At 65.2% G+C, this 23,986-nt stretch carries 23 protein-coding genes and 1 riboswitch; of the genes, 18 read left to right on the top strand and 5 right to left on the bottom strand.

Annotated elements, in window-relative coordinates; translation table 11 throughout:
* Positions 1–500: 500 nt before the first annotated feature.
* The 8 genes from QA642_RS03330 to phoB all read left to right on the top strand — a co-directional run bounded on the left by QA642_RS03330 (position 501) and on the right by phoB (position 8,441).
* On the top strand, positions 501–1,556 hold the full coding sequence (locus QA642_RS03330; protein WP_283083377.1) for a lysylphosphatidylglycerol synthase domain-containing protein: 1,056 nt from the start codon (positions 501–503) through the stop codon (positions 1,554–1,556).
* Positions 1,557–1,690: 134 nt separating this feature from the next.
* Positions 1,691–2,989: an ATP-binding protein gene (locus QA642_RS03335; RefSeq protein ID WP_283083378.1), complete on the top strand. Its 1,299-nt coding sequence runs from the start codon at positions 1,691–1,693 to the stop codon at positions 2,987–2,989.
* A gap of 144 nt (positions 2,990–3,133) precedes the next feature.
* Positions 3,134–4,147: a phosphate ABC transporter substrate-binding protein PstS gene (gene pstS, locus QA642_RS03340; RefSeq protein ID WP_283083379.1), complete on the top strand. Its 1,014-nt coding sequence runs from the start codon at positions 3,134–3,136 to the stop codon at positions 4,145–4,147.
* A 184-nt stretch (positions 4,148–4,331) separates the two neighbouring features.
* Entirely contained in the window at positions 4,332–5,321 is a 990-nt protein-coding gene (gene pstC / locus QA642_RS03345) for a phosphate ABC transporter permease subunit PstC (protein WP_283087145.1), read from the top strand.
* A 1-nt stretch (position 5,322) separates the two neighbouring features.
* Entirely contained in the window at positions 5,323–6,168 is an 846-nt protein-coding gene (gene pstA, locus QA642_RS03350) for a phosphate ABC transporter permease PstA (protein ID WP_283083380.1), read from the top strand.
* Positions 6,165–6,983 carry a phosphate ABC transporter ATP-binding protein PstB gene (pstB, locus tag QA642_RS03355; protein WP_027564822.1) on the top strand — a complete coding sequence of 273 codons (819 nt, stop codon included), beginning with the start codon at positions 6,165–6,167 and terminating at the stop codon, positions 6,981–6,983. The genes pstA and pstB overlap by 4 nt, the downstream gene beginning before the upstream one ends.
* A gap of 11 nt (positions 6,984–6,994) precedes the next feature.
* Positions 6,995–7,711, top strand: a complete 717-nt coding sequence (gene phoU, locus QA642_RS03360; RefSeq protein ID WP_283083381.1) for a phosphate signaling complex protein PhoU — start codon at positions 6,995–6,997, stop codon at positions 7,709–7,711.
* Between the two features lie 22 nt (positions 7,712–7,733).
* Positions 7,734–8,441: a phosphate regulon transcriptional regulator PhoB gene (gene phoB, locus QA642_RS03365; RefSeq protein ID WP_008143479.1), complete on the top strand. Its 708-nt coding sequence runs from the start codon at positions 7,734–7,736 to the stop codon at positions 8,439–8,441.
* Positions 8,442–8,546: 105 nt separating this feature from the next.
* Here the strand turns inward: phoB and QA642_RS03370 are convergent, their stop codons facing one another.
* Positions 8,547–9,059, bottom strand: coding sequence for a GcrA family cell cycle regulator (locus QA642_RS03370; protein WP_027564820.1), 513 nt, complete (start codon positions 9,057–9,059; stop codon positions 8,547–8,549).
* Positions 9,060–9,514: 455 nt separating this feature from the next.
* Between QA642_RS03370 and QA642_RS03375 the strand changes: the two genes are divergently transcribed.
* The 3 genes from QA642_RS03375 to QA642_RS03385 all read left to right on the top strand — a co-directional run bounded on the left by QA642_RS03375 (position 9,515) and on the right by QA642_RS03385 (position 12,940).
* Positions 9,515–10,717 (top strand): aspartate aminotransferase family protein, encoded by a 1,203-nt coding sequence (locus QA642_RS03375; RefSeq protein ID WP_283083382.1) that lies wholly within the window; start codon positions 9,515–9,517, stop codon positions 10,715–10,717.
* Positions 10,717–11,640 (top strand): ornithine carbamoyltransferase, encoded by a 924-nt coding sequence (argF, locus tag QA642_RS03380; protein ID WP_283083383.1) that lies wholly within the window; start codon positions 10,717–10,719, stop codon positions 11,638–11,640. Before QA642_RS03375 ends, argF begins: the two co-directional genes overlap by 1 nt.
* Before the next feature lie 292 nt (positions 11,641–11,932).
* The gene (locus tag QA642_RS03385; protein WP_283083384.1) at positions 11,933–12,940 is read left to right on the top strand and encodes an Hsp33 family molecular chaperone; all 1,008 of its coding nucleotides are present in this window, start codon (positions 11,933–11,935) and stop codon (positions 12,938–12,940) included.
* A 135-nt stretch (positions 12,941–13,075) separates the two neighbouring features.
* On the opposite strand, the gene apaG is transcribed toward QA642_RS03385, so the two are convergent.
* Positions 13,076–13,468, bottom strand: coding sequence for a Co2+/Mg2+ efflux protein ApaG (gene apaG, locus QA642_RS03390; RefSeq protein ID WP_027564816.1), 393 nt, complete (start codon positions 13,466–13,468; stop codon positions 13,076–13,078).
* Positions 13,469–13,652: 184 nt separating this feature from the next.
* Between apaG and QA642_RS03395 the strand changes: the two genes are divergently transcribed.
* Genes QA642_RS03395 through QA642_RS03405 form a run of 3 tightly spaced genes read left to right on the top strand, consistent with a single transcriptional unit; the run spans position 13,653 to position 16,675 of the window.
* The gene (locus QA642_RS03395; protein WP_283083385.1) at positions 13,653–14,885 is read left to right on the top strand and encodes an OpgC domain-containing protein; all 1,233 of its coding nucleotides are present in this window, start codon (positions 13,653–13,655) and stop codon (positions 14,883–14,885) included.
* Entirely contained in the window at positions 14,885–15,670 is a 786-nt protein-coding gene (locus QA642_RS03400) for an SGNH/GDSL hydrolase family protein (RefSeq protein ID WP_283083386.1), read from the top strand. The genes QA642_RS03395 and QA642_RS03400 overlap by 1 nt, the downstream gene beginning before the upstream one ends.
* A 12-nt stretch (positions 15,671–15,682) precedes the next feature.
* Positions 15,683–16,675: an SGNH/GDSL hydrolase family protein gene (locus QA642_RS03405; RefSeq protein WP_283083387.1), complete on the top strand. Its 993-nt coding sequence runs from the start codon at positions 15,683–15,685 to the stop codon at positions 16,673–16,675.
* Between the two features lie 125 nt (positions 16,676–16,800).
* On the opposite strand, the gene QA642_RS03410 is transcribed toward QA642_RS03405, so the two are convergent.
* Entirely contained in the window at positions 16,801–17,988 is a 1,188-nt protein-coding gene (locus tag QA642_RS03410; RefSeq protein WP_283087146.1) for an O-succinylhomoserine sulfhydrylase, read from the bottom strand.
* Positions 17,989–18,062: 74 nt separating this feature from the next.
* A riboswitch (SAM riboswitch) is annotated at positions 18,063–18,142 on the bottom strand.
* 110 nt (positions 18,143–18,252) lie between these two features.
* On the opposite strand from QA642_RS03410, the gene QA642_RS03415 reads away from it, so the two are divergent.
* From QA642_RS03415 to QA642_RS03430, 4 genes are all read left to right on the top strand, one after another.
* Entirely contained in the window at positions 18,253–19,359 is a 1,107-nt protein-coding gene (locus QA642_RS03415) for a 2'-deoxycytidine 5'-triphosphate deaminase (protein WP_283083388.1), read from the top strand.
* A gap of 170 nt (positions 19,360–19,529) precedes the next feature.
* A complete protein-coding gene (locus QA642_RS03420) occupies positions 19,530–19,943 on the top strand; it encodes a PAS domain S-box protein (RefSeq protein WP_283083389.1) in 414 nt (137 codons plus the stop codon).
* A 104-nt stretch (positions 19,944–20,047) separates the two neighbouring features.
* Positions 20,048–21,100 carry a hypothetical protein gene (locus QA642_RS03425; protein ID WP_283083390.1) on the top strand — a complete coding sequence of 351 codons (1,053 nt, stop codon included), beginning with the start codon at positions 20,048–20,050 and terminating at the stop codon, positions 21,098–21,100.
* A gap of 336 nt (positions 21,101–21,436) precedes the next feature.
* The gene (locus tag QA642_RS03430) at positions 21,437–22,882 is read left to right on the top strand and encodes an MATE family efflux transporter (RefSeq protein ID WP_283083391.1); all 1,446 of its coding nucleotides are present in this window, start codon (positions 21,437–21,439) and stop codon (positions 22,880–22,882) included.
* On the opposite strand, the gene QA642_RS03435 is transcribed toward QA642_RS03430, so the two are convergent.
* Entirely contained in the window at positions 22,879–23,364 is a 486-nt protein-coding gene (locus QA642_RS03435; RefSeq protein WP_283083392.1) for a hypothetical protein, read from the bottom strand. The genes QA642_RS03430 and QA642_RS03435 overlap by 4 nt on opposite strands.
* A 113-nt stretch (positions 23,365–23,477) precedes the next feature.
* Entirely contained in the window at positions 23,478–23,876 is a 399-nt protein-coding gene (locus tag QA642_RS03440) for an SRPBCC family protein (RefSeq protein WP_283083393.1), read from the bottom strand.
* Positions 23,877–23,986: the final 110 nt, after the last annotated feature.

Raw genomic sequence — 23,986 nt, forward strand, 5'->3', positions numbered from 1 at the left:
CCGCAAGCGGGGGAGGGAGCAGACCTCCGTTGTGGCGTACCGTTGATCCCGGGATCAGAGTGTTGCGCTGCGGTGCACGCGGGCAATCCCTGCAGCCTATCGGCGCGCCGGAAAATCCGTGTACGACGCGGCCCTTCACCCCTCTTTCAACCGGCAGGCGCGCCCCATAGATTGATTTCGGCTTAAGCCACGACGGAACATTGTGCGGCTGAAATCATCAAAACTTCATGGCGCTTGCGCAGGATTGCAATAGAGATTCGCCTCGAGCCTTGCCGCCGAAAGCGCCAAACCGTGCATCCGGAGTCCGCAACCTGCCTAAAACATTGAAGGCACGAGTTTTTGTTCGAATTGCTGAATTCCACTCGGCCCCAAAACGCGCTAGTGGAGGGGCGGGGGGCATATGCGATGCCGGAGCCGGCGGCGAAGGTTCGTTGAGTGCCAGTGCGTCGTCCGCCTGTTCGCCGGCCACCCCGGCCGCTGAAGCGTTGTTCGAGGTCTAGATGCTGGAAGCCATACGCAGGGCGACGTCGTTTCTGCGCCAGAAGCAAATCCTGCACAAACTTGGAGTTGTGATCAGCGTCGCGGTCATCGGCATCGCTTGCTATGTGCTCTACCACATGCTGCGCGGCATCGACTTCAACGAGGTCCTCGAGGCGATCAAGAGCACCGAGCCGAGCCAGATCGCGATGGCGGCGCTGTTTGTCGCCGCGGGCTATTTCACCCTGACCTTCTACGATCTGTTCGCCGTGCGCGCGATCGGTCATTCCCACGTGCCCTATCGCGTCAACGCGCTGGCCGCCTTCACCAGCTACTCGATCGGGCACAATGTCGGCGCCAGCGTCTTCACCGGCGGTGCGGTGCGCTATCGCATTTATTCGGCCTACGGCCTGAATGCGATCGACGTCGCCAAAATCTGCTTCCTCGCCGGCCTGACCTTCTGGCTCGGCAATGCCGCCGTGCTCGGCCTCGGCATCTCCTATCACCCGGAGGCTGCCGCCTCGATCGACCAGCTCCCGCCCTGGCTGAACCGGGCGCTGGCGATGATGATCATCGCGGCCCTCGTCGCCTATGTGGTCTGGGTCTGGACCCAGCCGCGGGTGGTCGGCCGCGGACCCTGGACCGTGGTGTTGCCGGGCGGCCCGCTGACGCTGCTCCAGATCGCGATCGGCATTGTCGATCTCGGCTTCTGCGCGCTCGCGATGTACGTGCTGGTCCCGGACGAGCCCAATCTCGGCTTCGTCGTGGTCGCCGTGATCTTCGTCTCGGCGACTCTGCTCGGCTTCGCCAGCCACTCGCCCGGCGGCCTCGGCGTGTTCGATGCCGCCATGCTGGTCGGCCTCTGGCAGATGGACCGCGAGGAACTCCTCGGCGGCATGCTCCTGTTCCGCGTCCTCTATTATCTGTCCCCCTTCGTCATATCTGTAATCTTGCTGACGTTTCGCGAAGTTATAATCGGCGCACGATCGAAGCGTTTGCAGCAGGCGGCGCTCAAGCTCGACCCCGGCCCGGCGCATGAAGCCGCCTATGTGAGAGAGCGCAGCGACAGCGGCGCCTGACCGGCGCCGAGCCTCTAAAGCGCGATGAGATTTGGATGAATCGTCATCGCGCTTTAGGTTGTTGTTTACGCATGATCTTTCCGGAAACCCGCTTCGCACTTTTCCGGATCATGCTTTAGGAGAAGCCCGCCCCGATGGCGATCGACGCACCATCGTCTCCCTCCGCGCAGCCCTGGTCCGACCGGCTGCGCCATTCCACCGTCATCCTGATCGCCGCGGCGCTGGCGCTGTCGGTGGTGGTGTCGCTCGGCGAATTGTCGGTGATGCGCGCCGCGACAGTGTTCCTCTGCATCGCGGCCGCGGCGCTGATCCCCTGGCGGCTGCACGACAATGCCGCCTCGCGCGACGACACCCGCCGCGTCAACCCGGTCGAAAGCGCGGCGGTGGCCGCGGTGGTCGCCGGCATGCCGGATCCGGCGGTGCTGCTCGACCGCGCCGGCCGCGTCATCCATCTCAATGCCGCCGCCGCCCAGCTCGCGCCGGCGCTGCGCAAGAACGAGCTCGCCCAGTTCGCGCTGCGCTCGCCGGAGATCATCACCGCGCTGCGCGAGTCGATCGCGACCACCGAGCCGCGGCGCGCCACCTATCTCGACCACGTCCCGGTCGACCGCTGGATGGAACTGATCATCACCCCGGTGCCGGTTCCGACGACCTTCGGCGGCGCCGACAAGTGCATGCTGATGACCTTCCACGACCAGACGCCGCTGCGCCGGGTCGAGGAGATGCGCGCCGACTTCGTCGCCAATGCCAGCCACGAGCTGCGCACGCCGCTGGCCGCGCTGTCCGGCTTCATCGACACGCTCCAGGGCCAGGCCAAGGACGATCCCAAGGCGCGCGAGCGCTTTCTCGGCATCATGCATAACCAGGCCACCCGCATGGCGCGCCTGATCGACGATTTGCTCTCGCTGTCGCGGGTCGAATTGTCGGCCCATGTGCGGCCGGACACCCTGGTCGATCTGCTGCCGATCATCTTCCAGGTCGCCGACGGACTGGAGCCGCTGGCGCGGGAACGCCAGGTTGAAGTCGAGACCCATCTGCCGGAGACCCCGGTGATGATCGCGGGCGACCGCGAGGAGCTGCTGCGCCTGTTCGAGAATTTGATCGAGAACGCGCTCAAATACGGCGCCTCGGGCGGACGTGTCATCGTGTCGCTGACCGTTCCGGCAGCCACTGATGGAACTCAGGAAATCCGGGTCATGGTGCGCGATTTCGGCCCCGGCATCGCGCCCGAGCACCTGCCGCGCCTGACCGAGCGGTTCTACCGGGTTGACGTCGGCGACAGCCGCTCGCAGGGCGGGACCGGGCTCGGATTATCGCTGGTGAAACATATTCTTAACCGTCATCGCGGCCGGCTTTTGATCGAAAGCGTGCCCCGACAGGGTGCCACTTTCACCGCCTGTTTTCCCCAGGTGAAGTCCCTGGCACAGAGCTGAAACTAAAGCGATTTCAATCGCTTGGTTGTGTCATCCAACTGTCACTAAACCTTCGTAAAAGCACAGCCGACCGCTCCTAAAGGGGCGGCGCGGGGAGCGCGATCGGGCGCGGATGGCGCTTCGCTCCCCTGTATGGAGACCAGCATGAATTTCATCAAAACTATCGTCGCTGCTGGCTTGGTCGCCGCAACGACGACGGCGGCGTTCGCTGCCGATATCACGGGCGCCGGCGCGACCTTCCCGTTCCCGATTTATTCGAAATGGGCTGACGCCTACAAGAAGGAGACCGGCAACGGTCTGAACTATCAGTCGATCGGCTCCGGCGGCGGCATCAAGCAGATCCAGGCCAAGACCGTGACCTTCGGCGCCAGCGATGCGCCGCTCAAGGCCGAGCAGCTCGAGAAGGACGGCCTCGTGCAGTGGCCGATGGTGATGGGCGCAATCGTCCCCGTCGTCAACATCGAGGGCGTCAAGGCCGGCGAGCTGGTGTTCGACGGCGAGACCCTCGCCAGCATCTATCTCGGCAAGATCACCAAGTGGGACGACGCCGCGATCAAGAAGCTCAATCCGAACGTGAAGCTGCCGTCGGACGCGATCACCGTGGTCCGCCGCTCGGACGGCTCGGGCACCACCTTCAACTTCACCAACTATCTCTCCAAGGCCAGCGCGGACTGGAAGAGCAAGGTCGGTGAGGGCACCGCGGTCGAGTGGCCGGTCGGCGTCGGCGCCAAGGGCAACGAAGGTGTGTCGGGCAACATCAGCCAGACCAAGAACTCGATCGGCTATGTCGAGTACGCCTATGCCAAGCAGAACAAGCTGACCTACACCGGCCTCGTCAACAAGTCCGGCAAGACGGTTCAGCCGACCGTCGAAGCCTTCCAGGCGGCCGCTTCGAACGCCGACTGGGCCAAGGCTCCCGGCTACTACGTCATCCTGACCGACCAGCCCGGCGACAAGTCCTGGCCGATCACCGCGGCGACCTTCATCCTGATGCACAAGGAGCCGGCTGATAAGGCAGCGTCGAAGGAAGCCATCAAGTTCTTCACCTGGGCGTTCAAGAACGGCGCCAAGGCGGCCGAGGAGCTCGACTACATCCCGATGCCCGAGAGCGTCGTGAAGCTGATCGAGAAGACCTGGTCGGCTGACATCAAGAGCTAAGCTCTCCTGTTCCGGACGGCGGCGCGGCTTCGAAAGCCGCGCCGCCGGTCCGGAGCTCTCGCGAACGATCGTTCTCCGGGCTGGCGTCGCAATGGCGAACCATCCGGGGCACGAGATGGTGATCTAAAAAGACGTATAGACCTAAAAAAACGTATAGTCAGTGCAGGGGATCGGCGTGGCAGAGATGGCTGTCGAGAGCAATGTAGTTGATGCCGCCGGACCGTATGATCGCGCCAAGGCGTTGAGCGCGTTCAAGCTCGGTGACCTCACCTTCTACTGGATCACGCGCCTCAGCGCGATCTCCGTGCTGCTGATCCTCGGCGGCATCATCGTTTCGCTGATCGTCGGTGCCTTCCCGGCGATGAAGGAATACGGCCTCTCGTTCCTGTGGACGCAGCGCTGGGCGCCGTCGGCAGATCCGCCCGTGCTCGGCGCGCTCGGCCCGATCTACGGCACGCTCGTCACCTCGTTCATCGCGATGCTGATCGCCATTCCGGTCGGACTCGGCATCGCCATCTTCCTCACCGAGCTCTGCCCGCAATGGGCGCGCCGCCCGATCGGCATGGCGATCGAGTTGCTCGCCGGCATCCCCTCGATCATCTACGGCATGTGGGGCTTCTTCGTGCTGGGCCCGTTCCTGGCCAACACCTTCCAGCCGTTCATGATCAAGATCTTCGACGGCATCCCAGTGCTCGGCGCGATCTTCGCGGGTCCCCCGTCCTATCTCAGCCTGTTCAACGCCTCGCTGATCCTCGCCATCATGGTGCTCCCCTTCATCACCTCGATCTCGGTCGACGTGTTCAAGACGGTGCCGCCGGTGTTGAAGGAAGCCGCCTACGGCGTCGGCTGCACCACCTGGGAGGTCGTCCGCAGCGTCGTGATCCCCTACACCCGCGTCGGCGTCATCGGCGGCGTCATGCTGGCGCTCGGCCGCGCGCTCGGCGAGACCATGGCGGTGACCTTCATCATCGGCAACTCGTTCCGCATCTCCTCGTTGATCTTCGCCCCGGGCACCACGATCTCGGCGGCGATCGCATCCGAGTTCGCCGAAAGCGACGGCCTGCACCAGTCCGGCCTGATCCTGCTCGGCCTGCTGCTGTTCGTGCTGACGTTCTTCGTGCTCGCGGCCGCGCGCTTGATGCTGCTGCGTCTCGAAAAGAAGGCGGGAAAGTAACATGAACCCGATTTACGCACGCCGCCGCCGCATGGACATCGTCATCCGCGCGCTCTGCATTGCGGCCGCCGCCTTCGGCGTCACCTGGCTCGCGCTGATCCTGCTGACGCTGTTCTACAACGGCCTGAGCGGGCTCAACTTCCAGGTCTTCACCGAAAACACCCCGCCGCCCGGCTCGACCGAGGGCGGCCTGCTCAACGCCATCGTCGGCTCGGTGATCATGACGGTGCTCGGCGTCGGCATCGGCGCGCCGCTCGGCCTGTTCGCCGGCACCTATCTCGCCGAGTACGGCCGCAACGACAAGCTGACCTCGGTGATCCGTTTCATCAACGACATCCTGCTGTCGGCGCCCTCGATCATCATCGGCCTGTTCATCTACGGCGCGGTGGTGGTGCCGATGCGCGGCTTCTCGGCGATCGCCGGCTGCCTCGCGCTCGCGGTGATCGTCATCCCGGTGGTGCTGCGCACGACCGAGGACATGCTGCTCCTGGTGCCGAACGCATTGCGCGAGGCGGCCTCCGCGCTCGGCCTGCCGCGCTCGCTGGTGATCAAGCGCATCGCCTATCGCGCCGCGCGCTCGGGCCTCATCACCGGCGTGATGCTGGCCACCGCCCGCGTCGCCGGCGAGACCGCGCCGCTGCTCTTCACCGCGCTGTCGAACCAGTTCTTCAGCCTGAGCCTGAACAAGACGATGGCCAACCTGCCCGTGACCATCAACAACTTCGTGCAGAGCCCCTATGCCTACTGGAAGCAACTCGCCTGGAGCGGCGCCCTGCTGATCACGTTGACCGTGCTTGCCCTGAACATTGGCGCGCGCATCCTGAGCGCCGAGAGGACCGCAAAATGAGCGATATGTCAGTTACCGTCAGTACGCCCGTTCAGCACGGCTCGCAGCCGCTGCCCGAAGCTCCGGCCAAGGTGACGGTGCGCAACCTCAACTTCTATTACGGCGAGCACCACGCGCTGAAGAACATCAACCTGACGCTCGGCACCAACCGCGTCACGGCGTTCATCGGCCCGTCGGGCTGCGGCAAGTCGACCCTGCTGCGCATCTTCAACCGGATGTACGACCTCTATCCGGGCCAGCGCGTCACCGGTCAGCTGATGCTCGACCAGACCAACATCCTCGACCCCAAGCTGGACCTCAACCTGCTGCGCGCCCGCGTCGGCATGGTGTTCCAGAAGCCGACGCCGTTCCCGATGACGATCTACGAGAACATCGCGTTCGGCATCCGTCTCTATGAGAAGATCTCGAAATCCGAGATGGACGACCGCGTGGAGAAGGCGCTGCGCGGCGGCGCGCTCTGGAACGAGGTCAAGGACAAGCTCAACGCGTCCGGCCTGTCGCTCTCCGGCGGCCAGCAGCAGCGCCTCTGCATCGCCCGCACCGTTGCGGTGCGGCCCGAGGTGATCCTGTTCGACGAGCCCTGCTCGGCGCTCGACCCGATCTCGACCGCCAAGGTCGAGGAGCTGATCCAGGAGCTCTCCGAGAACTACACGATCGCGATCGTCACCCACAACATGCAGCAGGCGGCCCGCGTCTCCGACAAGACCGCCTTCATGTATCTCGGGGAGCTGATCGAGTTCGACGACACCAGCAAGATCTTCACGTCGCCGAGCGATCGGCGCACGCAGGATTACATCACCGGCCGGTTCGGCTGAGGAGACGGGATATGGGTTCTGAACATACCGCAAAGGCCTTCGACACCGACCTCCAGGAGCTCACCCGCCTGGTCGCCGAGATGGGCGGCATTGCCGAGCGCATGATCGTCGATTCCGTCGACGCGCTGATCCGCCGTGACGTCGCTCTCGGCCAGCGCGTCGTCACCACCGACGCCGACATCGACGCACTCCAGAAGAAGATCGAGGAGCGTGCCGTTCTCACCATCGCCCGGCGCCAGCCGATGGCGGTGGACCTGCGCGAGATCGTCGGCGCCATGCGCGTCGCGACCGATCTCGAGCGCATCGGCGACCTCGCCAAGAACATGGGCAAGCGCGTCGCGGCGCTGGAGACCGACTTCCATCCGCTGAAGCTGTTCCGCGGCCTCGAGCACATGACCGACCTCGTGCAGCAGCAGGTCAAGTCGGTGCTGGACGCCTACGCCGCGCACGACCTGCCGGCGGCGATGGCGGTGTGGAAGGGCGACGAGGAAGTCGACGCCATCTGCACCTCGCTGTTCCGCGAGCTCCTCACCTACATGATGGAGGATCCGCGCAACATCTCGTTCTGCATCCATCTGATGTTCTGCGCCAAGAACATCGAGCGCATCGGTGACCATGCCACCAACATCGCCGAGACCGTGTTCTACATGATCGAGGGCCAGGCGATCACCGACAAGCGGCCGAAGGGTGACATGACGACCTTTGCCACGACGGTCCCGAATAGCTGAAGAGTCAAGGAGCGACGACACCATGGGCGCACGCATTATGGTGGTTGAAGACGAGGAAGCTCTCACCGAGCTGCTTCGCTACAACCTCGAAGGCGACGGCTATGACGTCGAGACGGTGATGCGCGGCGACGACGCCGACACCCGTCTCAAGGAGCACATCCCCGACCTGATCGTGCTCGACTGGATGCTGCCGGGCCTCTCCGGCATCGAGCTGTGCCGGCGGCTGCGCACCCGCCCGGAGACCAAGCAGCTCCCAATCATCATGCTCACCGCGCGCGGCGAGGAGAGCGAGCGGGTGCGGGGTCTTGCGACCGGCGCCGACGATTACATCGTCAAGCCGTTCTCGGTGCCGGAGCTGCTGGCGCGCGTGAAGGGCCTCCTGCGTCGCGCAAGCCCGGAGCGGCTCGCCACCGTGCTCGCCTATGGCGACATCGAGCTCGACCGCGACAAGCGCCGCGTCGCGCGCTCGGGCCGGCCGATCGATCTCGGCCCGACCGAATATCGCCTGCTGGAGTTCTTCCTCGAGCATCCCGGCCGCGTGTTCTCGCGCGAGCAGCTGCTGGACAGCGTCTGGGGCCGCGACATCTACATCGACGAACGCACCGTCGACGTGCATATCGGCCGTCTGCGCAAGCTGCTCAATCTTGGCCGCGAGCAGGACCCGATCCGCACCGTCCGCGGTGCCGGCTACGCGCTCGACGACCGCTTCGCGAAGGCGGAGCAGACGTAAGTACGATTGCAAGCGTGCAAAATAAAAGCGCGCCAAGTGGCGCGCTTTTTATATGTCTCGGGTCGTCCCGGCCGCGTGCCGGGACGATGTCGTTTGAAGCAGTGTTCAGCGCGTGCCGGGCTTTGCCGGCGCACGGCGGCGATCCGCCGCCGGCTGGTAGGCGACGCGCGAGTGCTGCGCGCAATAGGGCAGGCCGGAGAGCGCCTTGCCGCCGCAGAAGAAGAAATCCGGGCTCGAGGGATCGCCGACCGGCCAGTGGCAGGTCGCCTCGTTCAGCTCCAGCAGCGACAGCCGCTGGCTCATCGGCACCACGTTGTCGTAGGTGACCGGCTCGGCCTCCACCTCGACCTCGAAGGCCTGCGCCAGTGCGGTATTGCCGCGCGAGATCGGACGGCTCACGCGCATCATGTGCTGCGCGGGGCGGGCCTTGCGCGGCCGGGGCGCTGCCGATGAGGGGCTCTTGGCGCGGCCGGACAGGCCGAGCCTGTGCACTTTGCCGATCACGGCATTGCGGGTCACATTGCCGAGCTCGGCCGCGATCTGGCTGGCCGAAAGTCCGGCCTCCCAGAGCTTTTTCAGCTGCTCGACGCGATCATCGGACCAGGTCAAAACCGTCATTGCACCCTTTCCCTCGCTGCCGGCCAGCCATCCTGGGGCCTCACAGCGAATGCCTAAGCCTTGAAAAACCCGTGCCGCCAGAATCCCTTAAGGCTCGCCGGGCACGCGAGGTGCGCCCGAACGTTTACGCCGGTACATGAGGACTCTTGGGATCAGAACTGCTGCACGAGATGTCGTATCTGACAGTCCAAACGCTACAATATGGCGTGACTCGCGCGCAAGAGTCCGCCGACTCGCTTCCACATGTTCCGTGGTGAAAATCCCGCAAAATCGGCACCGCAAGACTACGGATTCAGCGTTTCCCGGGGCTTTCCGGGCGGCATTGACACCCGTCTCACCAGGCATAAGATAGTCGCACGTGCCGCCCTTAAAAGGCGGCACGTTTCGTTTTCCGGGCCGGTCAATGGTGCGTTGCGCAACGCATTCAGGCCGTCCGCAACATCCAAGTGATCGTCATGACCAACAGCGCCGCGCCGCATTTGCTTCCCGTTTTCGCCAGGGCCGACCTCGGTTTCGAGCGCGGCGAAGGCTGCTGGCTGATCGCGACCAATGGCGAGCGCTATCTCGATTTCACCTCGGGCGTCGCGGTGAACGCGCTCGGCCACGCCCATCCCGCGCTCGTCAAGGCGTTGCAAGAGCAAGCGACGAAGCTGTGGCATATGTCGAACCTGTTCCAGAGCCCGGACGGCGAGAAGCTCGCCGCGCGCCTGTGCAGCGAGAGCTTTGCGGACTTCGTTTTCTTCTGCAATTCCGGCGCCGAAGCGCTGGAGGGCGTGATCAAGCTGGTCCGCCATCATCATTTCTCCAAGGGGCATCCCGAGCGCTACCGCATCATCACCTTCGAAGGCGCCTTCCACGGCCGCACGCTGGCAACGCTGGCTGCGACGGGGGCTGCAAAATATCTCGAAGGTTTTGGTCCGCCGATGGACGGTTTCGACCAGGTGCCGCATGGCGACATCGAGGCCGTGAAGAAGGCGATCGGCCCGCAGACCGCCGGCATCCTGATCGAGCCGATCCAGGGCGAGGGCGGCGTGCGTTCGTCGCCGCCCGCCTTCCTCAAGGCGTTGCGCCAGCTCTGCGACGACAAGGGCCTGCTGCTCGCGTTCGACGAGGTGCAGACCGGCATGGGCCGTACCGGCGATCTCTTCGCTCACCGGCGCACCGGCGTGACGCCTGACGTGATGTCGCTGGCCAAAGCGCTCGGCGGCGGCTTCCCGATCGGCGCGATCCTCGCGACCGCGGAGGCGGCGGCCGGCATGGGCCCTGGCTCGCACGGCTCGACCTTCGGCGGCAATCCGCTCGCGATCTCGGCTGCGAACGCCGTTCTCGACGTCATGCTCAAGCCCGGCTTCTTCGATCACGTGCAGAAGATGTCGCTGCTGCTCAAGCAGAAGCTCGCCTCCGTGATCGATCGTCATCCCGATGTCGTCAGCGAAGTGCGCGGCGAGGGCCTCCTGATCGGCATCAAGGCCGTGGTGCCCTCCGCCGATCTCGTCGCGGCGCTGCGCAACGAAAAATTGCTCACCGTCGGCGCCGGCGACAATGTCGTGCGTTTCCTGCCGCCTCTCGTCGTCACCGAAGCCGAGATCGAGGATGGCGTCGCGCGGCTCGAGCGCGCCTGCACGGCGCTTGCCGGCAACAAGCGGGCGGCAAGCTGATGACCAGTTCACCCAAGCATTTCCTCGACATCAACGAGCTGCCGCTGACGGAGCTCAAGCGGATGCTCGCCGCATCCTCCGCGATGAAGGCGAAGCAGAAGGCCCACCAGCCGGTGAAGCCGCTCGAAGGCAAGACGCTGGCGATGATCTTCGAGCGTCCCTCGACCCGCACCCGCGTGTCGTTCGACGTCGCCATGCGCCAGCTCGGCGGCGAGCCCATCATGCTCACCGGCGCCGAGATGCAACTCGGCCGCGGCGAGACCATCGCCGACACCGCGCGCGTGCTGTCGCGCTATGTCGACGCCATCATGATCCGCATCCTCAACCACGAGGCGCTGCTGGAGCTTGCGCAACACGCGACCGTGCCCGTCATCAACGGCCTGACGCGGCGTTCGCATCCCTGCCAGGTGATGGCCGACCTCATGACCTATGAGGAGCATCGCGGCCCGATCGAGGGCCGGACGGTGGCCTGGACCGGCGACGACAACAACGTGCTGGCCTCCTGGGCCCACGCCGCCGAGCGCTTCAAGTTCAAGCTCAATGTCGCAACGCCCCCGGAGCTCGCGCCGAAGAAGGTGATGCGCGACTGGATCAAGGCGACGAACGCGCCGATCGTGCTCGGCACCGATCCCGAGGCCGCCGTGAAGGGCGCCGACTGCGTCGTCACCGACACCTGGGTGTCGATGGGCGACAAGGAAGGCGAGCACCGTCACAACGTGCTCAAGCCCTACCAGGTCAATGCCAAGCTGATGTCGCTGGCCAAGCCCGACGCGCTGTTCATGCACTGCCTGCCGGCCCATCGCGGCGAGGAGGTCACGGACGAAGTGATCGACGGCCCGCAATCGGTCGTGTTCGACGAGGCAGAAAATCGTCTGCATGCGCAGAAGGGCATTCTGGCCTGGTGCTTCGACGCGGTGAAGTAATCTCACCTGTAGCCAGGATGGAGCCAACGGGTCGGCGCGAAGCGCCGCCCGATGACAGGCTCCGCGAAATCCGGGTTTGCGTCAGCAGACGGAGTGGGCCCGGATTACGCTGCGCTCCATCCGGGCTACGCGGGCTATGACGCAATCCCGTGGCCATGAGGTCCCGTGTCAACGCTTCGCGCGCCCCGGGACGACATCGAATTTGCGTTATCGTGTGCGATCATAACTGCATCCGGAACACACCGCCTCGCGACCCTTCCATTTCACCACCTCCGACCCCAGATAAAGCGCCATGGTTTTCCAATCCCCTGACATGAAAACCGGGCCTGAAGGCCCGGTTCGCGCGCCATCAGCGGTTCCGATCGATGACGCCGTGCTGCCCTACGAGGTCGACGCGCTTGACGTGCGCGGTCGCCTGGTGCGGCTTGGGCCCGCGCTCGACGAGATCCTGACCAAGCACGATTATCCGGCGCCGGTCGGCAAGCTGCTCGGCGAGGCCATCGTGCTGACGACGCTGCTCGGCTCGGCGCTGAAATTCGAGGGCCGCTTCATCCTCCAGGCCCAGACCGACGGTCCGGTGTCGTTCCTGGTGGTGGACTACCAGGCGCCGGATCGCCTGCGCGCCTATGCGCGCTTCGATGCCGCGCGGCTCGGTGACGCCAAGGATTCCGGGACGCTGCTCGGCCGCGGTCATCTCGCCATGACCATCGACCAGGGCCCCGACATGAGCCGCTACCAGGGCCTGGTCGCGCTCGACGGCGGTGGTTTGGAAGACGCCGCTCACGAATATTTCCTGCGCTCCGAGCAGATCCCGACCAAGGTGCGCCTTGCTGTCGGCGAGGAGTGGCGCAGTAGCGACGGCGGTAAGCACCGCTGGCGCGCCGGCGGCATGCTGATGCAGTTTCTGCCGAAAGCGCCCGAGCGCGCGCGGCAGGCGGATTTGCATCCCGGCGATGCTCCCGAAGGCGCCGTGGTGCACAGCGTTGCCGAGGACGACGCCTGGGTCGAGGCACGCTCGCTGATAGAGACCGTCGAGGATGTCGAGCTGATCGATCCGGAGCTGTCCGGCGAGCGGCTGCTCTATCGCCTCTTCCACGAGCGCGGCGTGCGCGTGTTCAAGCCCTTGTCTCTCAAGGCGCAATGCTCCTGCTCGCGCGATGCGGTCGCGTCCATGCTGAAGAGCTTTTCGCCCGACGATCGCGCAGCGATGGTCAAGGACGACAAGGTCGTCGTGACCTGCGAGTTCTGCAGCTCGGTGTATCAGTTCACGCCGGATGAGGCGGGCGTCGAGGACGCGTAAGCGTACTGCCGGCCAAGTGCCCGGTGCCGTAGGGTGGGCAAAGGCGCAGAGCGCCGTGCCCACCACGCCTCCGCAATCGCGATATTGTGGGCACGCTTCGCTTTGCCCGCCCTACGGCACCGAGGCGCGCCTGCGCTAGTTCAACACCCGCTTGCTGTCCGGGCTGTCCAGCGAGAATGTCGGCACCTCGATCTCGAAACGCTCGCCGCTTTCGCTGACCATCTGGTAGCGGCCCGTCATGAAGCCGGAGGCGGTCGAGAGCGGGACGCCTGAGGTGTATTCGAAGCGCTCGCCGGGGGCGAGGATCGGCTGCTCGCCGACGACGCCCTCGCCCTTCACCTCCTGCTGGCGGCCGGAGGCGTCGGTGATGATCCAGTGCCGCGTCTTGAGCTGCACGGTCTCCTCGCCGGAATTGGTGATGACGATGGTGTAGGACCAGAAAAAGCGCGAGCGGTCGGCCGACGACTGCTCCGGAACAAAGTTCGGCTCGACGGTCACTTCGATCTGGCGGGTCACGGCGCGGTACATGACCGCCATCATAACGAAATCCGGCTCCGGAACCAAACGCCCGAGGCGGTTTTCACGACATCGTCCCGCCAGAATTCGCGAGGAAGTAGACCCCCAAATGTGATCCGGCGCGCTTTGCGAGACAGTGGCCGGACCTGTAAACTCCTTCATGCGTCGCGACTTGCGCAAGGGTTTCTAGGCCCCGATGACCATTGCCGACCAAGTGACGGGATCGATCGCGGGAACCGCGAAACCGCGCGCGGCCGCGCCGGCCATCTCGCTGCCCGCCATCGGCGAGCGCGAGCTCCGGCTCGACCTGTTCCGCGGCCTTGCGCTGTGGCTGATCTTCATCGACCATCTGCCGCCGAGCCTTCTCACCTGGTTCACGATCCGCAATTACGGCTTCAGCGACGCCACCGAGATATTCATCTTCATCTCCGGCTACACGGCTGCCTTCGTCTACGGCCGGGCGATGCTGGAGAGCGGCGTCGTCATCGCCACCGCGCGCATCCTGCGGCGCGTCTGGCAGATCTACGTCGCCCACGTCTTCCTGTTCACGATCTTCCTCGCCGAGATCTCCTATGTGGCGACCAGCTTCGAGAACCCGCTCTACACCGAAGAGATGGGGATCATGGATTTCCTCAAGCAGCCCGACATCACCATCGTGCAGGCGCTGCTGCTGCGCTTCCGTCCCGTCAACATGGACGTGCTGCCGCTGTACATCGTGCTGATGCTGGCGTTGCCGCTGATCCTGTGGTCGATGAAGTGGAAGCCCGACGTCACGCTCGCGCTCTCGGCCGTGCTCTATGCGGTGACCTGGGAATTCGATCTCTACTTCTCCGCCTATCCGAACGGCTTCTGGGCGTTCAATCCGCTCGCCTGGCAATTGCTGTTCGTGTTCGGTGCATGGTGCGCGCTCGGAGGTGCGCGGCGCATGTCGCGTATCCTGGCCTCACCGGTGACGATGTGGATCGCGGTCGCCTATATCGTCGCGGCGTTCTACGTGACGCTGACCTGGTATGTGCCGCAGCTGTCGCATCTGATGCCGAAGCGGCTCGAGCAGTGGATGTACCCGATCGACAAGACCGATCTCGATGTGCTCCGCTTCACCCATTTCCTGGCGCTGGCCGCGCTCACGGTGCGCTTCCTGCCGCGGGAGTGGCCGGGCCTGAAATCGCCCTGGCTGCGCCCGCTGATCCTGTGCGGCCAGCACTCCCTCGAGATCTTCTGCCTCGGCGTCTTCCTCGCCTTTGCCGGCCATTTCATCCTGGCCGAAGTCTCCGGCGGCGCCGTCATGCATGCGCTGATTAGTCTCTGCGGAATCCTGATCATGTGGGGCGTGGCCTCGGTGATTTCGTGGTACAAGCGCGTGGCTGACAAGAGCGGTGCGAAAACCAAAAACGCCGTCGGCAACGCCGATCTGGCGGGAGGGGGCTGATGAAGGCGAAGGTTCTCCTGAGCCTGATCCTGCTATGCGGTAGCCTCGCCGCGCCCCAGGCGCGCGCGGGCGACGATGCTGCGCCTGCTGCCGCTCCTGCCGCGCCCGCAGCCTGCGAATTGCCGTCCTATCTGCTCACCAGCGAGAGCCAGCTTCCCAGGGTCGCCGAGGCCGTCAAATCCGGCAAACCCCTTGAAATCCTGGTCATCGGCAGCCGTTCGACCACGATTCCGGCCTCCGAGGATGCCTCCTATCCGGCGCGTATGCAGGCCATTTTGAAGGACAAGCTGCCGCCGTCGGAGGTCGTGCACGTCTCCGTAGAAATACAGAGCAAGAGGACAGCCGAGGAGGCGGCCGGAACCTTCGTTAAGCTGATGGAAGCAAAAAGGCCTACTTTGGTCATCTGGCAGACCGGGACCGTGGATGCTATCCGAGCCATTGATCCCGACGATTTCCGCGGCGCTGTGACCTCAGGGGTTGCCGCGCTGCAAAATGCAGGGGCTGACGTCGTCTTGATGAATTTACAGTACAGCCCGCGAACCGAAACCATGATCTCGGTGCCGCCATATCTCGATAACATGCGGGTGGTGGCACAGGAGCATGATGTCCCGCTGTTCGATCGTTTCGCGATCATGCGGCAGTGGAATGATCAGGGTCAGTTCGACCTGTTCAGTCCGTCCCGTGGGCCCGAGCTGGCGAAACAGGTCCATGATTGCCTGGGCCGGGCGTTGGCACAGTTCGTGGTCGACGCTGCCCATTTAGGGCCGGCCCAGCAGCAGAATTGAGGACTAGCGTTAATGAGTACCTTCCGCCCTTTTTGCCTGACGGCATCGCTGGCTGCGCCCGCAGCGGCAGCGCTGCTGTTGCTGATCCCGGCCTCGCAGTCGCGCGCGCAGGCGCAAGCCGCGCAGGCGACGCCCGCGCCCGCACAATCGGCTAATTCCGCTCCCGCATCGCCTGCCCAGACCACGGTCGCCGTGACGTCACACGAGCAGCGTGGCATCACCTCGCGCGCCATCGACAAGGTGAAGCAGGTCGCGAAATCCGCCGGCGACATCTTCAGCCGCGTGCCCTGTCTGCCGCCCAAGGGCGCTTCGAAGGCGATGGGCTCGCTGCCGCATGTCGCAAGCAAGCTCGTTGCCGGCCAGCCCGTCCTCATCGTCGCGTTCGGCTCGTCGTCGACCGCGGGATTTGGCGCGAGCTCGCCGGAGTTCAATTATCCGAACCGTCTCGCCGCGCAGCTGCGCCGGCAATATCCGACCGCCGACATCACCGTCGTCAATGCCGGCGTCGGCGGCGAGGACGCGCCCGAGATGATGAAGCGCCTCCAGAAGGAGGTGATCGACGTGCATCCGGATCTGGTGATCTGGCAGGTCGGCACCAACGCCGTGCTGCGCAATCTCGATCCCGGCGACACCGCCAAGATGGTCGAGGACGGCATCAGCCGCATCCAGGCCGCCGGCGGCGCCGACATCGTGCTGGTCGATCCGCAATATTCGCCGGCCGTGAACCAGCGCGCCGAGAGCGCCGGCAAGATGGTGAAGCTGCTCGGCAAGGTCGCCGAGCTCCGTCACGTCGGCATCTTCCCGCGCTTCGAGGTGATGCGCGACTGGCACGAGAAGCAGTCGATCCCCGTCGAGAGCTTCGTGATCTCCGACGGCCTGCACATGAACGATTGGGGCTATGCCTGCTTCGCCCAGCTGCTCGGCGACGACATCATCCGCTCGGTCGGCCAGATCAAGATCGGCGTGAACGTGCCCGCGGACGTGCGGACGTATCGGCCGATGTAACTCCGCTGCCGTAGGGTGGGCAAAGGCGTGAAGCGCCGTGCCCACCATCCATCGGCATCGAGATTGTGAATGGTGGGCACGCTTCGCTTTGCCCACCCTACGAGACCGAGCCCTTGACTCGCCGGTCACGCCTTCTCCAGCGCCGCCGTCAGATCCTCGATCAGATCATCCGCATGCTCGAGCCCGGCCGAGAAGCGGATGAATCCCTCGCTGATGCCGAGCGCGGCGCGGTCTTCCGGCTTCAGGCGCTGATGCGTCGTGGTCGCCGGATGCGTGACGAGGCTCTTGGCATCGCCGAGATTGTTCGAGATCTTCGCAAGCTTCAGCTCGTTGAGCACGCGGAACGCCGCGGCCTTGCCGCCCTTGACCTCGAAGCCGACCAGCGTCGAGCCGCCGCGCATCTGCTTTTTCACCAGCGCCGGCTGCGGATGATCGGCGCGGCCGGGATAGACCAGCCGCGAGATCTTCGGATGGCTCGCCAGCACCTCGGCGATCCGCGCCGCCGTGTCGGTCTGCGCGCGCACGCGCACGCCCAGCGTCTCCAGGCCCTTGAGCAGGACCCACGCGTTGAACGGTGAGATCGACGGGCCGGTCTGGCGCATGAAATTGTGGATGTGCTCGGCGATGAAGGCTTCCGACGACAGGATGATGCCGCCGAGACAACGGCCCTGGCCGTCGATGTGCTTGGTCGCGGAATAGACGACGACGTCGGCACCGAGCGCCAGCGGGCTCTGCCAGATCGGCGTCGCGAACACGTTGTCGACGACGAGCCGCGCGCCGCCCTTGTGCGCGATCTCGGCAATACCGGGAATGTCGAGCACATCTAACGTCGGGTTGGTCGGGCTCTCCAGGAAGAACGTCTTGGTGTTCGGCTTCACCGCGCGTTGCCATTCATCGAGATTGGCTCCGTCGACCAGCGTGGTCTCGATGCCATAGCGCGGCAGCAGATCCTGAATGACGTAAAGACACGAGCCGAACAGCGCGCGGGAAGCGACCACGTGATCGCCGGCCTTCAGCGGCGCCAGGATCGCGGTGGTCACCGCGGCCATGCCGGTGGCCGCCGAGCGGGCGGCTTCGGCGCCCTCGAGCTCGATCATGCGGCGCTCGAACATCGCGATGGTCGGGTTGGAGTAGCGCGAATAGATGAAGCCGGGGTCCTCGCCCTTGAACCGCGCCTCGCACTCCTCGGCGCTGTTGTAGACGTAGCCTTGCGTCAAAAACAGCGCCTCCGACGTCTCGCCATATTGCGAGCGCAGGGTGCCGGAATGGACCAGGCGGGTTTCGGGGCGGTAGGTGGCAGGCGACTTCGACATAGGACCCTCCGACATGACCGTCTCGTTGAAAACGGCCACAAAAAAACCGGCCTGGATATCTCCACGGGCCGGGATCACAGAGGTCCCCGGCCTGTTTAGCGACTTATTTAACGTGGCTGCAAGCCGGCCGGCTCAAATCACCACGGGATAAGTGATGCTCATATTCCGCAATGCCCTTTCCGTCAAGGCGTCCATCGGATAGCCGTAAAAGGCTAGTATTTCCGGCATGTCCGGATGCGTTTGCCCCTTGATGAGGACCCCCGGTTGAGCTTTACGGTTGCCGCCGACGCCAATGGTATCCTGCCCGACCGCATGATCGCGGCGATGGCGGAAGCGGGCCTCATCCTGCCCGCATACGATTTCGTCGAGAGCCAGATCCAGCCGGCGAGCCTCGATCTGCGCCTCGGCGACATCGCCTATCGCGTCCGTGCCAGCTTCCTGCCGGGACCCGGCGCCACCGTCGCCGAGCGCATCGACGAATTGAAGCTGCATGAGTTCAGCCTCGCCGACGGTGCGGTGCTGGAGACCAACTGCGTCTACATCGTGCCGCTGCTGGAGAGCCTGGCGCTGCCGCCGGAGATCGTTGCGGCCGCGAACCCCAAGAGCTCGACCGGCCGGCTCGACGTCTTCACCCGCGTCATCGCCGACGGCACCCGCCGCTTCGACATGATCGGCGCTGGCTATCACGGCCCGCTCTATGCCGAGATCAGCCCGAAGACGTTTCCGGTGCTTGTGCGCGAAGGCTCGCGCCTGTCGCAGGTGCGCTTCCGCACCGGTGACGCCATCCTCAATGCCGACGAGCTCGACGGCCTGCATGCCACTGAGCGCCTCGTCGACATCGACGATGCCGATCTCTCCGGCGGCGTCGCCGTCTCGGTCGATCTCTCCGGCGAGAAGGCCAATGGCTTCGTCGGCTACCGTGCCAAGCGCCACACCGGCGTCGTCGACGTCGATCGCCGCGCCGGCTACGCGGTGGAAGATTTCTGGGAGCCGATCTCGGCGCGTCCCGACGGCAGCCTGATCCTCGATCCCGGCGAGTTCTACATCCTCGCCTCCAAGGAGGCGGTGCAGGTGCCGCCCGATTACGCCGCGGAGATGGTGCCGTTCGATCCCTTGGTCGGCGAATTCCGCGTGCACTATGCCGGCTTCTTCGATCCCGGCTTCGGCTATGCCGGCGCCGGCGGCCAAGGCGCCCGCGCCGTGCTGGAGGTGCGCTCGCGCGAGGTGCCGTTCATCCTCGAGCACGGCCAGATCGTCGGCCGCCTCGTCTATGAGAAGATGCTGGCCCGCCCCGACGCGATGTACGGCCAGCGCATCGGTTCCAACTACCAGGCGCAGGGCCTCAAACTATCGAAGCATTTTCGGGTGTAGCTACACACTCTACTCTCATGCCCCGGCTTGACCGGGGCATCCAGTACGCCGCAGCCTCGCGATTTGATCACTGCTGTCTCGGAATACCGGATCGCCCGATCAAGTCGGGCGATCACAGCGAACGTGTGGCAGGATGCGCAACGAAATCCGGCATCATGCGAGGTGGCGCCATGACCGATCAATCCCAACTCGACGCAAACATCCTCAACGACGTCGCGGACGCGCTGATCTATTCGGATCGCTCCGGCACGATCACGCGCTGGAATCGCGCATCGGCCGCGCTGTTCGGTTTCTCCGCCGACGAAGCGCTCGGCCAGAACCTCGACTTCATCATTCCCGAACATCTGCGCGCCGCGCACTGGAAGGGTTTTGAGGCTGCGCTCGCGAGCGGGACGATGAAGCTTGCGGGCAAGCCGACGCTGACCCGCGCGCTGCACAAGAGCGGGCGCAAGCTCTACATCGAGATGACCTTCGCGCTGGTGCGGGATTCCGGCGGCGCGGTGCAGGGATCGGTGGCGATGGCACGCGACGTCACCGAGCGCGTCGAGCGCGAGCGTGCCGCGAAAGCCGTACAAAATTCGTGATGCGGAATTGACGGGCTGTCGTGCAGAGGGCCTTGCATCCACGTGAACTTGTCTGTCACCGGAGGCAGTGACACACTCGATCGCAACAACGATCGGGAGCGAACATGACTGCCGCATCAGATGCCGCGCAGGAAGCCCAATGGAAGCGCTGGCGCGCGGTCGCCGATCTCTACCACGCTTACTTCACCGGCCTCATCCTTACCGTCGTCACGCGACGCGGCACGGCGGATGCGGCGGAGTTTGTCTTCCGCGTGTTCCGCCGCCAGCAGCAGGAGCGCTTCCTGCCGGGGCTCAAGAAACTCGGGATCGATCATCTGCCGCCGGCGGTGGCTGCCGCGCAATATCACTACCTCTCCAACTGGATTGGCGGCGTGCATGTCGAATACATGTATGAGAGCGACATCAAGGCCTGGATCCGCTATCCACCGCCGCGCTGGATCTGGAAGGGCACCGCGATCTGCGGCGTGCCGGGCGAGGTGAGCCGCGCGATGCTGCGCGGCTGGCACGCCAACAACGGCGTCGCGCTCGGCGATATCAGGCTCGGCTTCGTCTGCACCAAGCAGAGCGTCGACGGCCAGGACGGGCTCGAAGGCTACTATCATCAATATGACCATCCGCTCGAACTCGACCAGCGCCTCGTCTTTGCGCGGCATCTGGAGGCGCCGCTGTTCGATGCCAGGACCGCGCCGGCTCTGCCGGTTGCGAGCTGGCCAAAGCCGCGGCTTGAAAAAGCCTATCGCAACTACGCCATGGAATATGTGCGCACCGCCGCTCCCGTGATGGTGCAGTTGTTTGGGCCGGAGGATGCCGGCTATCTCCTGCGTCTCACGGGCAAGCTGATCGGCATGCAGTATTTCGACGAGGTCGCGGCGGCGCTGTCGATGAGCCGCGGTGGCGCGGGCGAGTTCGCAGCGTTCCTCAATGCATTGTTCGCCGCGCAGGATGACGTTGCCGACACCACGCAGTCCGAAGGCAGCTTCGAAATCGGCCAGCGGAGCTGGAAGCTGATGGACGATGTCGCCGACTATCATCGCGCCTGCGCCAAGGTGCTCGAGGGTTTGTTCGAGGGCCTCGCCGCGGGATGCGGCCGGCACATCGGCGTGCAGATGCGCGCCGCCGCGGGCGGGCGTCCGCCGCTGGTCTGGACGATCGACTAGCCGCGCTGGCGCCGCGCAATTCGCCTCTCCCCGCGTGCGGGGAGAGGCCGACGCGCGTAGCGCGGCGGGTGAGGGGGACTCTCCGCGAGTCTAGCTGTCACCTTCCTTGCGGATAGGGCCCCTCCCCCGACCCTCTCCCCGTAAGAACGGGGAGACGGAGAGGAGCCGCAATTCCACGGGCTGGAATGCGCTGCCGCAGGGCACGCCTGCACCCGGCGCAGGAGGAATCGGCAATTGCCGTGCTAACAACCGCCGCAGCGCCTTCCGCGCGAAGACATTGATTGGCACACCTGTTCATTGCCGCGCCGCAAATGGCGCCTGCGCCCGGGAGAGGACATGTCCGACATCGCCGAAATCCCGGTCGATGAGCAAGAGCGCCCGCTGCCACCGCCTCCGCCGCCCGTGAAGAGCGCGCTGACCGACGGGCCGATCCTGCGCACGCTGCTCTCGCTCGCCTGGCCCAACGTGATCGCGCTGTCGGCCGGCACCTGTACGGTGATCGCGGAGACCTCCTATATCGGCCGGCTCGGCGTCGAGGCGCTGGCGGCGATGGCGCTGGTGTTTCCGACAGTGATCCTGACCATGACGATGTCCGGCGGCGCCATGGGCGGCGCGGTGGCTTCCGCCATCGCACGCGCGCTCGGCGCCGGCGACCGTGAGCGCGCGGGCACGCTCGCCGTGCATGCGATGCTGATCGGCATCAGCTTCGGCCTCGTCTTCATGCTGGGCATGCTGATCTTCGGGCCCAGGGTGCTCGAGATGCTCGGCGGTCGTGGCGATGTGCTGACGCATGCCATCGCCTACACGCAGGTGTTTTTCGGCGGCGCCGTGCTGCCCTGGCTGCTCAACACCATGGCCGGCGTGCTGCGTGGCACCGGCAATATGAAGCTGCCGTCGTTCCTCATCCTCAACTCCGCGGTCTGGCAGATCGTGCTCGGCGGCACGCTCGGCCTCGGACTCGGCCCGGTGCCGCAGCTCGGCATGCGCGGCGTCGCCGCCGGTGCGCTGATCGCCTACACCATGAACATCTGCATCATGAGCTGGTACCTGTTCTCCGGCCGCGCGCGGATCGCACCGAAGCTGCGCGGGCTTCGCATCCAATGGGCGATGTTTTTCGACATCCTGAAGGTCGGCGCCATCGCCTGCTTCTCGCCGCTGCAATCGGTGCTGACGATCTCGATCTTCACTCACATGCTGGCGAAGTTCGGCACCGCGATCCTCGCCGGCTACGGCATCGGCGCACGTCTGGAATTTTTGCTGACCTCGATCGCGTTCTCGTTCGGCATCGCCTGCGTGCCGATGGTCGGCATGGCGATCGGCGCGGGCCGCATCGCGCGGGCGAGGCGCATCGCCTGGATCGCCAGTGCCGCCGCCTTCGTGGCCGTCGGTACGCCGGCATGCCTGGTTGCGATCTTTCCCGATCTCTGGGTCAACATCTTCACCGACAGCGCGGCGGTGCGCGCGGCGAGCCATCAATATCTCTCGACGGTCGGGCCGTTCTACGCGTTCTTCGGCCTTGCAACGACGATGTATTTCTCCTCGCAAGGCGCGGCGAAGGTGATCGGCCCGGTGCTGGCGCAGACCGCGCGGCTGATCTACATCTCGGCCGCCGGCTGGTGGCTGTCGACGCATGAGGCGACCGCGCAGAGCTTCTTCTGGCTGGCCGCGAGCTCGATGGTCGTGCTCGGCGTGCTCTCCTGCTCCAGCGTCGTGCTGACGCGCTGGGGACCGCGCGACAGCAAGCCGGCGATCAGGCCGGCGCTGTCGGGCGCGGTGGATTAGCGATGCCTGTGGCGGCGATGGCCGCCACCGCCGGCATTGGCGAGCCGCATCAGTTGCGGGATCATCGCCATCATGTCGCCGCCGCCGGCGCCGCCGAGCATGCCCATGATATCGCCGCCACCCATGCCGCCGAAGCCGGCCGGCATGGTGCCGCCGCCCATCGGCATGTTGCCGCCGTAATGGGGCGCGCCGAACCCACCGCCGAGATTGCCGCCGCCGAGACCGCCAAAACCACCACCAAACCCGCCGCCATTCTCCATCATGCGGCTCATCATCGGGCCCATGGTCTGCATGAGCATGGCGAAGCGGCGCTTGCCCATCTTCGCCTTCATCATCTCCAGCATCGGCGCCATCTGGGTCATCATGTCCTCGCCGCCGGCGCCGCCGCCGCCGAGGAACTGCGCCTTTGCCGGCGCGCTCGAAATTGAAAACAGCAGCAGCACGGTGGCCGCCTGGCAGATCACCTTGTCCGCACCTCTCATGGCCTGCTCCTCGCGTGCGCGGCGCCGCCGGGAGAGCGGAGCCAACCGGACGCACGCGGCCATGGTTACGGCCGCCGAAGAGAGGGCTCTGTGCCTGAAGTCACAGAGCGCGTTCAGGCCGCGGGCGGAAACGCCTTGTGCATCGCCACGACCGCTTCCTTCGTTTGCCCTTGCACGTAGGGCGCAAGCTCGTTCGGCAGCATGTCGATGATCCAGACCAGGCGGCAGCTCTTGTCGCCTTCGGCGATCACCTGCACCGAGGCGCTGTAATGCTTCAACCGTTCGCTGTTGATCGCATACACCAGCCGCTGCCGCGCATCGTCGCAATCGACCAGCACCTCGCGCGCGACGGAGCCGTTGGCGAAGGTGACGATGCGCGCATCGCCGTCGAGCGTGCAGGCGGTGACGAAGCCCGGCGCCAGCCGCTGAGGCAGCGCGCCGAAATCGCGCACCGCGTCCCAGACGTCGCTCGCGGAGGCGGAGAGGGGGATGTCGTTGTGGATGGAGGCCATGGTCTCTCTCTTGAGATGGGGTTCGTAGGGTGGGCAAAGGCGCGAAGCGCAATGCCCACCATTGATGGTAGGTGGGCACGCTTTCGCTTTGCCCACCCTACGAAAGCGCG

It is taken from the genome of Bradyrhizobium sp. CB2312 (assembly GCF_029714425.1).
Taxonomy (GTDB): domain Bacteria; phylum Pseudomonadota; class Alphaproteobacteria; order Rhizobiales; family Xanthobacteraceae; genus Bradyrhizobium.

Coding starts and splice junctions, on each gene's coding strand:
- QA642_RS03330 (WP_283083377.1), top strand. CDS start 501: ATGCTGGAAGCCATACGCAGGGCGACGTCGTTTCTGCGCCAGAAGCAA.
- QA642_RS03335 (WP_283083378.1), top strand. CDS start 1,691: ATGGCGATCGACGCACCATCGTCTCCCTCCGCGCAGCCCTGGTCCGAC.
- pstS (WP_283083379.1), top strand. CDS start 3,134: ATGAATTTCATCAAAACTATCGTCGCTGCTGGCTTGGTCGCCGCAACG.
- pstC (WP_283087145.1), top strand. CDS start 4,332: ATGGCTGTCGAGAGCAATGTAGTTGATGCCGCCGGACCGTATGATCGC.
- pstA (WP_283083380.1), top strand. CDS start 5,323: ATGAACCCGATTTACGCACGCCGCCGCCGCATGGACATCGTCATCCGC.
- pstB (WP_027564822.1), top strand. CDS start 6,165: ATGAGCGATATGTCAGTTACCGTCAGTACGCCCGTTCAGCACGGCTCG.
- phoU (WP_283083381.1), top strand. CDS start 6,995: ATGGGTTCTGAACATACCGCAAAGGCCTTCGACACCGACCTCCAGGAG.
- phoB (WP_008143479.1), top strand. CDS start 7,734: ATGGGCGCACGCATTATGGTGGTTGAAGACGAGGAAGCTCTCACCGAG.
- QA642_RS03370 (WP_027564820.1), bottom strand. CDS start 9,059: ATGACGGTTTTGACCTGGTCCGATGATCGCGTCGAGCAGCTGAAAAAG.
- QA642_RS03375 (WP_283083382.1), top strand. CDS start 9,515: ATGACCAACAGCGCCGCGCCGCATTTGCTTCCCGTTTTCGCCAGGGCC.
- argF (WP_283083383.1), top strand. CDS start 10,717: ATGACCAGTTCACCCAAGCATTTCCTCGACATCAACGAGCTGCCGCTG.
- QA642_RS03385 (WP_283083384.1), top strand. CDS start 11,933: ATGGTTTTCCAATCCCCTGACATGAAAACCGGGCCTGAAGGCCCGGTT.
- apaG (WP_027564816.1), bottom strand. CDS start 13,468: ATGTACCGCGCCGTGACCCGCCAGATCGAAGTGACCGTCGAGCCGAAC.
- QA642_RS03395 (WP_283083385.1), top strand. CDS start 13,653: ATGACCATTGCCGACCAAGTGACGGGATCGATCGCGGGAACCGCGAAA.
- QA642_RS03400 (WP_283083386.1), top strand. CDS start 14,885: ATGAAGGCGAAGGTTCTCCTGAGCCTGATCCTGCTATGCGGTAGCCTC.
- QA642_RS03405 (WP_283083387.1), top strand. CDS start 15,683: ATGAGTACCTTCCGCCCTTTTTGCCTGACGGCATCGCTGGCTGCGCCC.
- QA642_RS03410 (WP_283087146.1), bottom strand. CDS start 17,988: ATGTCGAAGTCGCCTGCCACCTACCGCCCCGAAACCCGCCTGGTCCAT.
- QA642_RS03420 (WP_283083389.1), top strand. CDS start 19,530: ATGACCGATCAATCCCAACTCGACGCAAACATCCTCAACGACGTCGCG.
- QA642_RS03425 (WP_283083390.1), top strand. CDS start 20,048: ATGACTGCCGCATCAGATGCCGCGCAGGAAGCCCAATGGAAGCGCTGG.
- QA642_RS03430 (WP_283083391.1), top strand. CDS start 21,437: ATGTCCGACATCGCCGAAATCCCGGTCGATGAGCAAGAGCGCCCGCTG.
- QA642_RS03435 (WP_283083392.1), bottom strand. CDS start 23,364: ATGAGAGGTGCGGACAAGGTGATCTGCCAGGCGGCCACCGTGCTGCTG.
- QA642_RS03440 (WP_283083393.1), bottom strand. CDS start 23,876: ATGGCCTCCATCCACAACGACATCCCCCTCTCCGCCTCCGCGAGCGAC.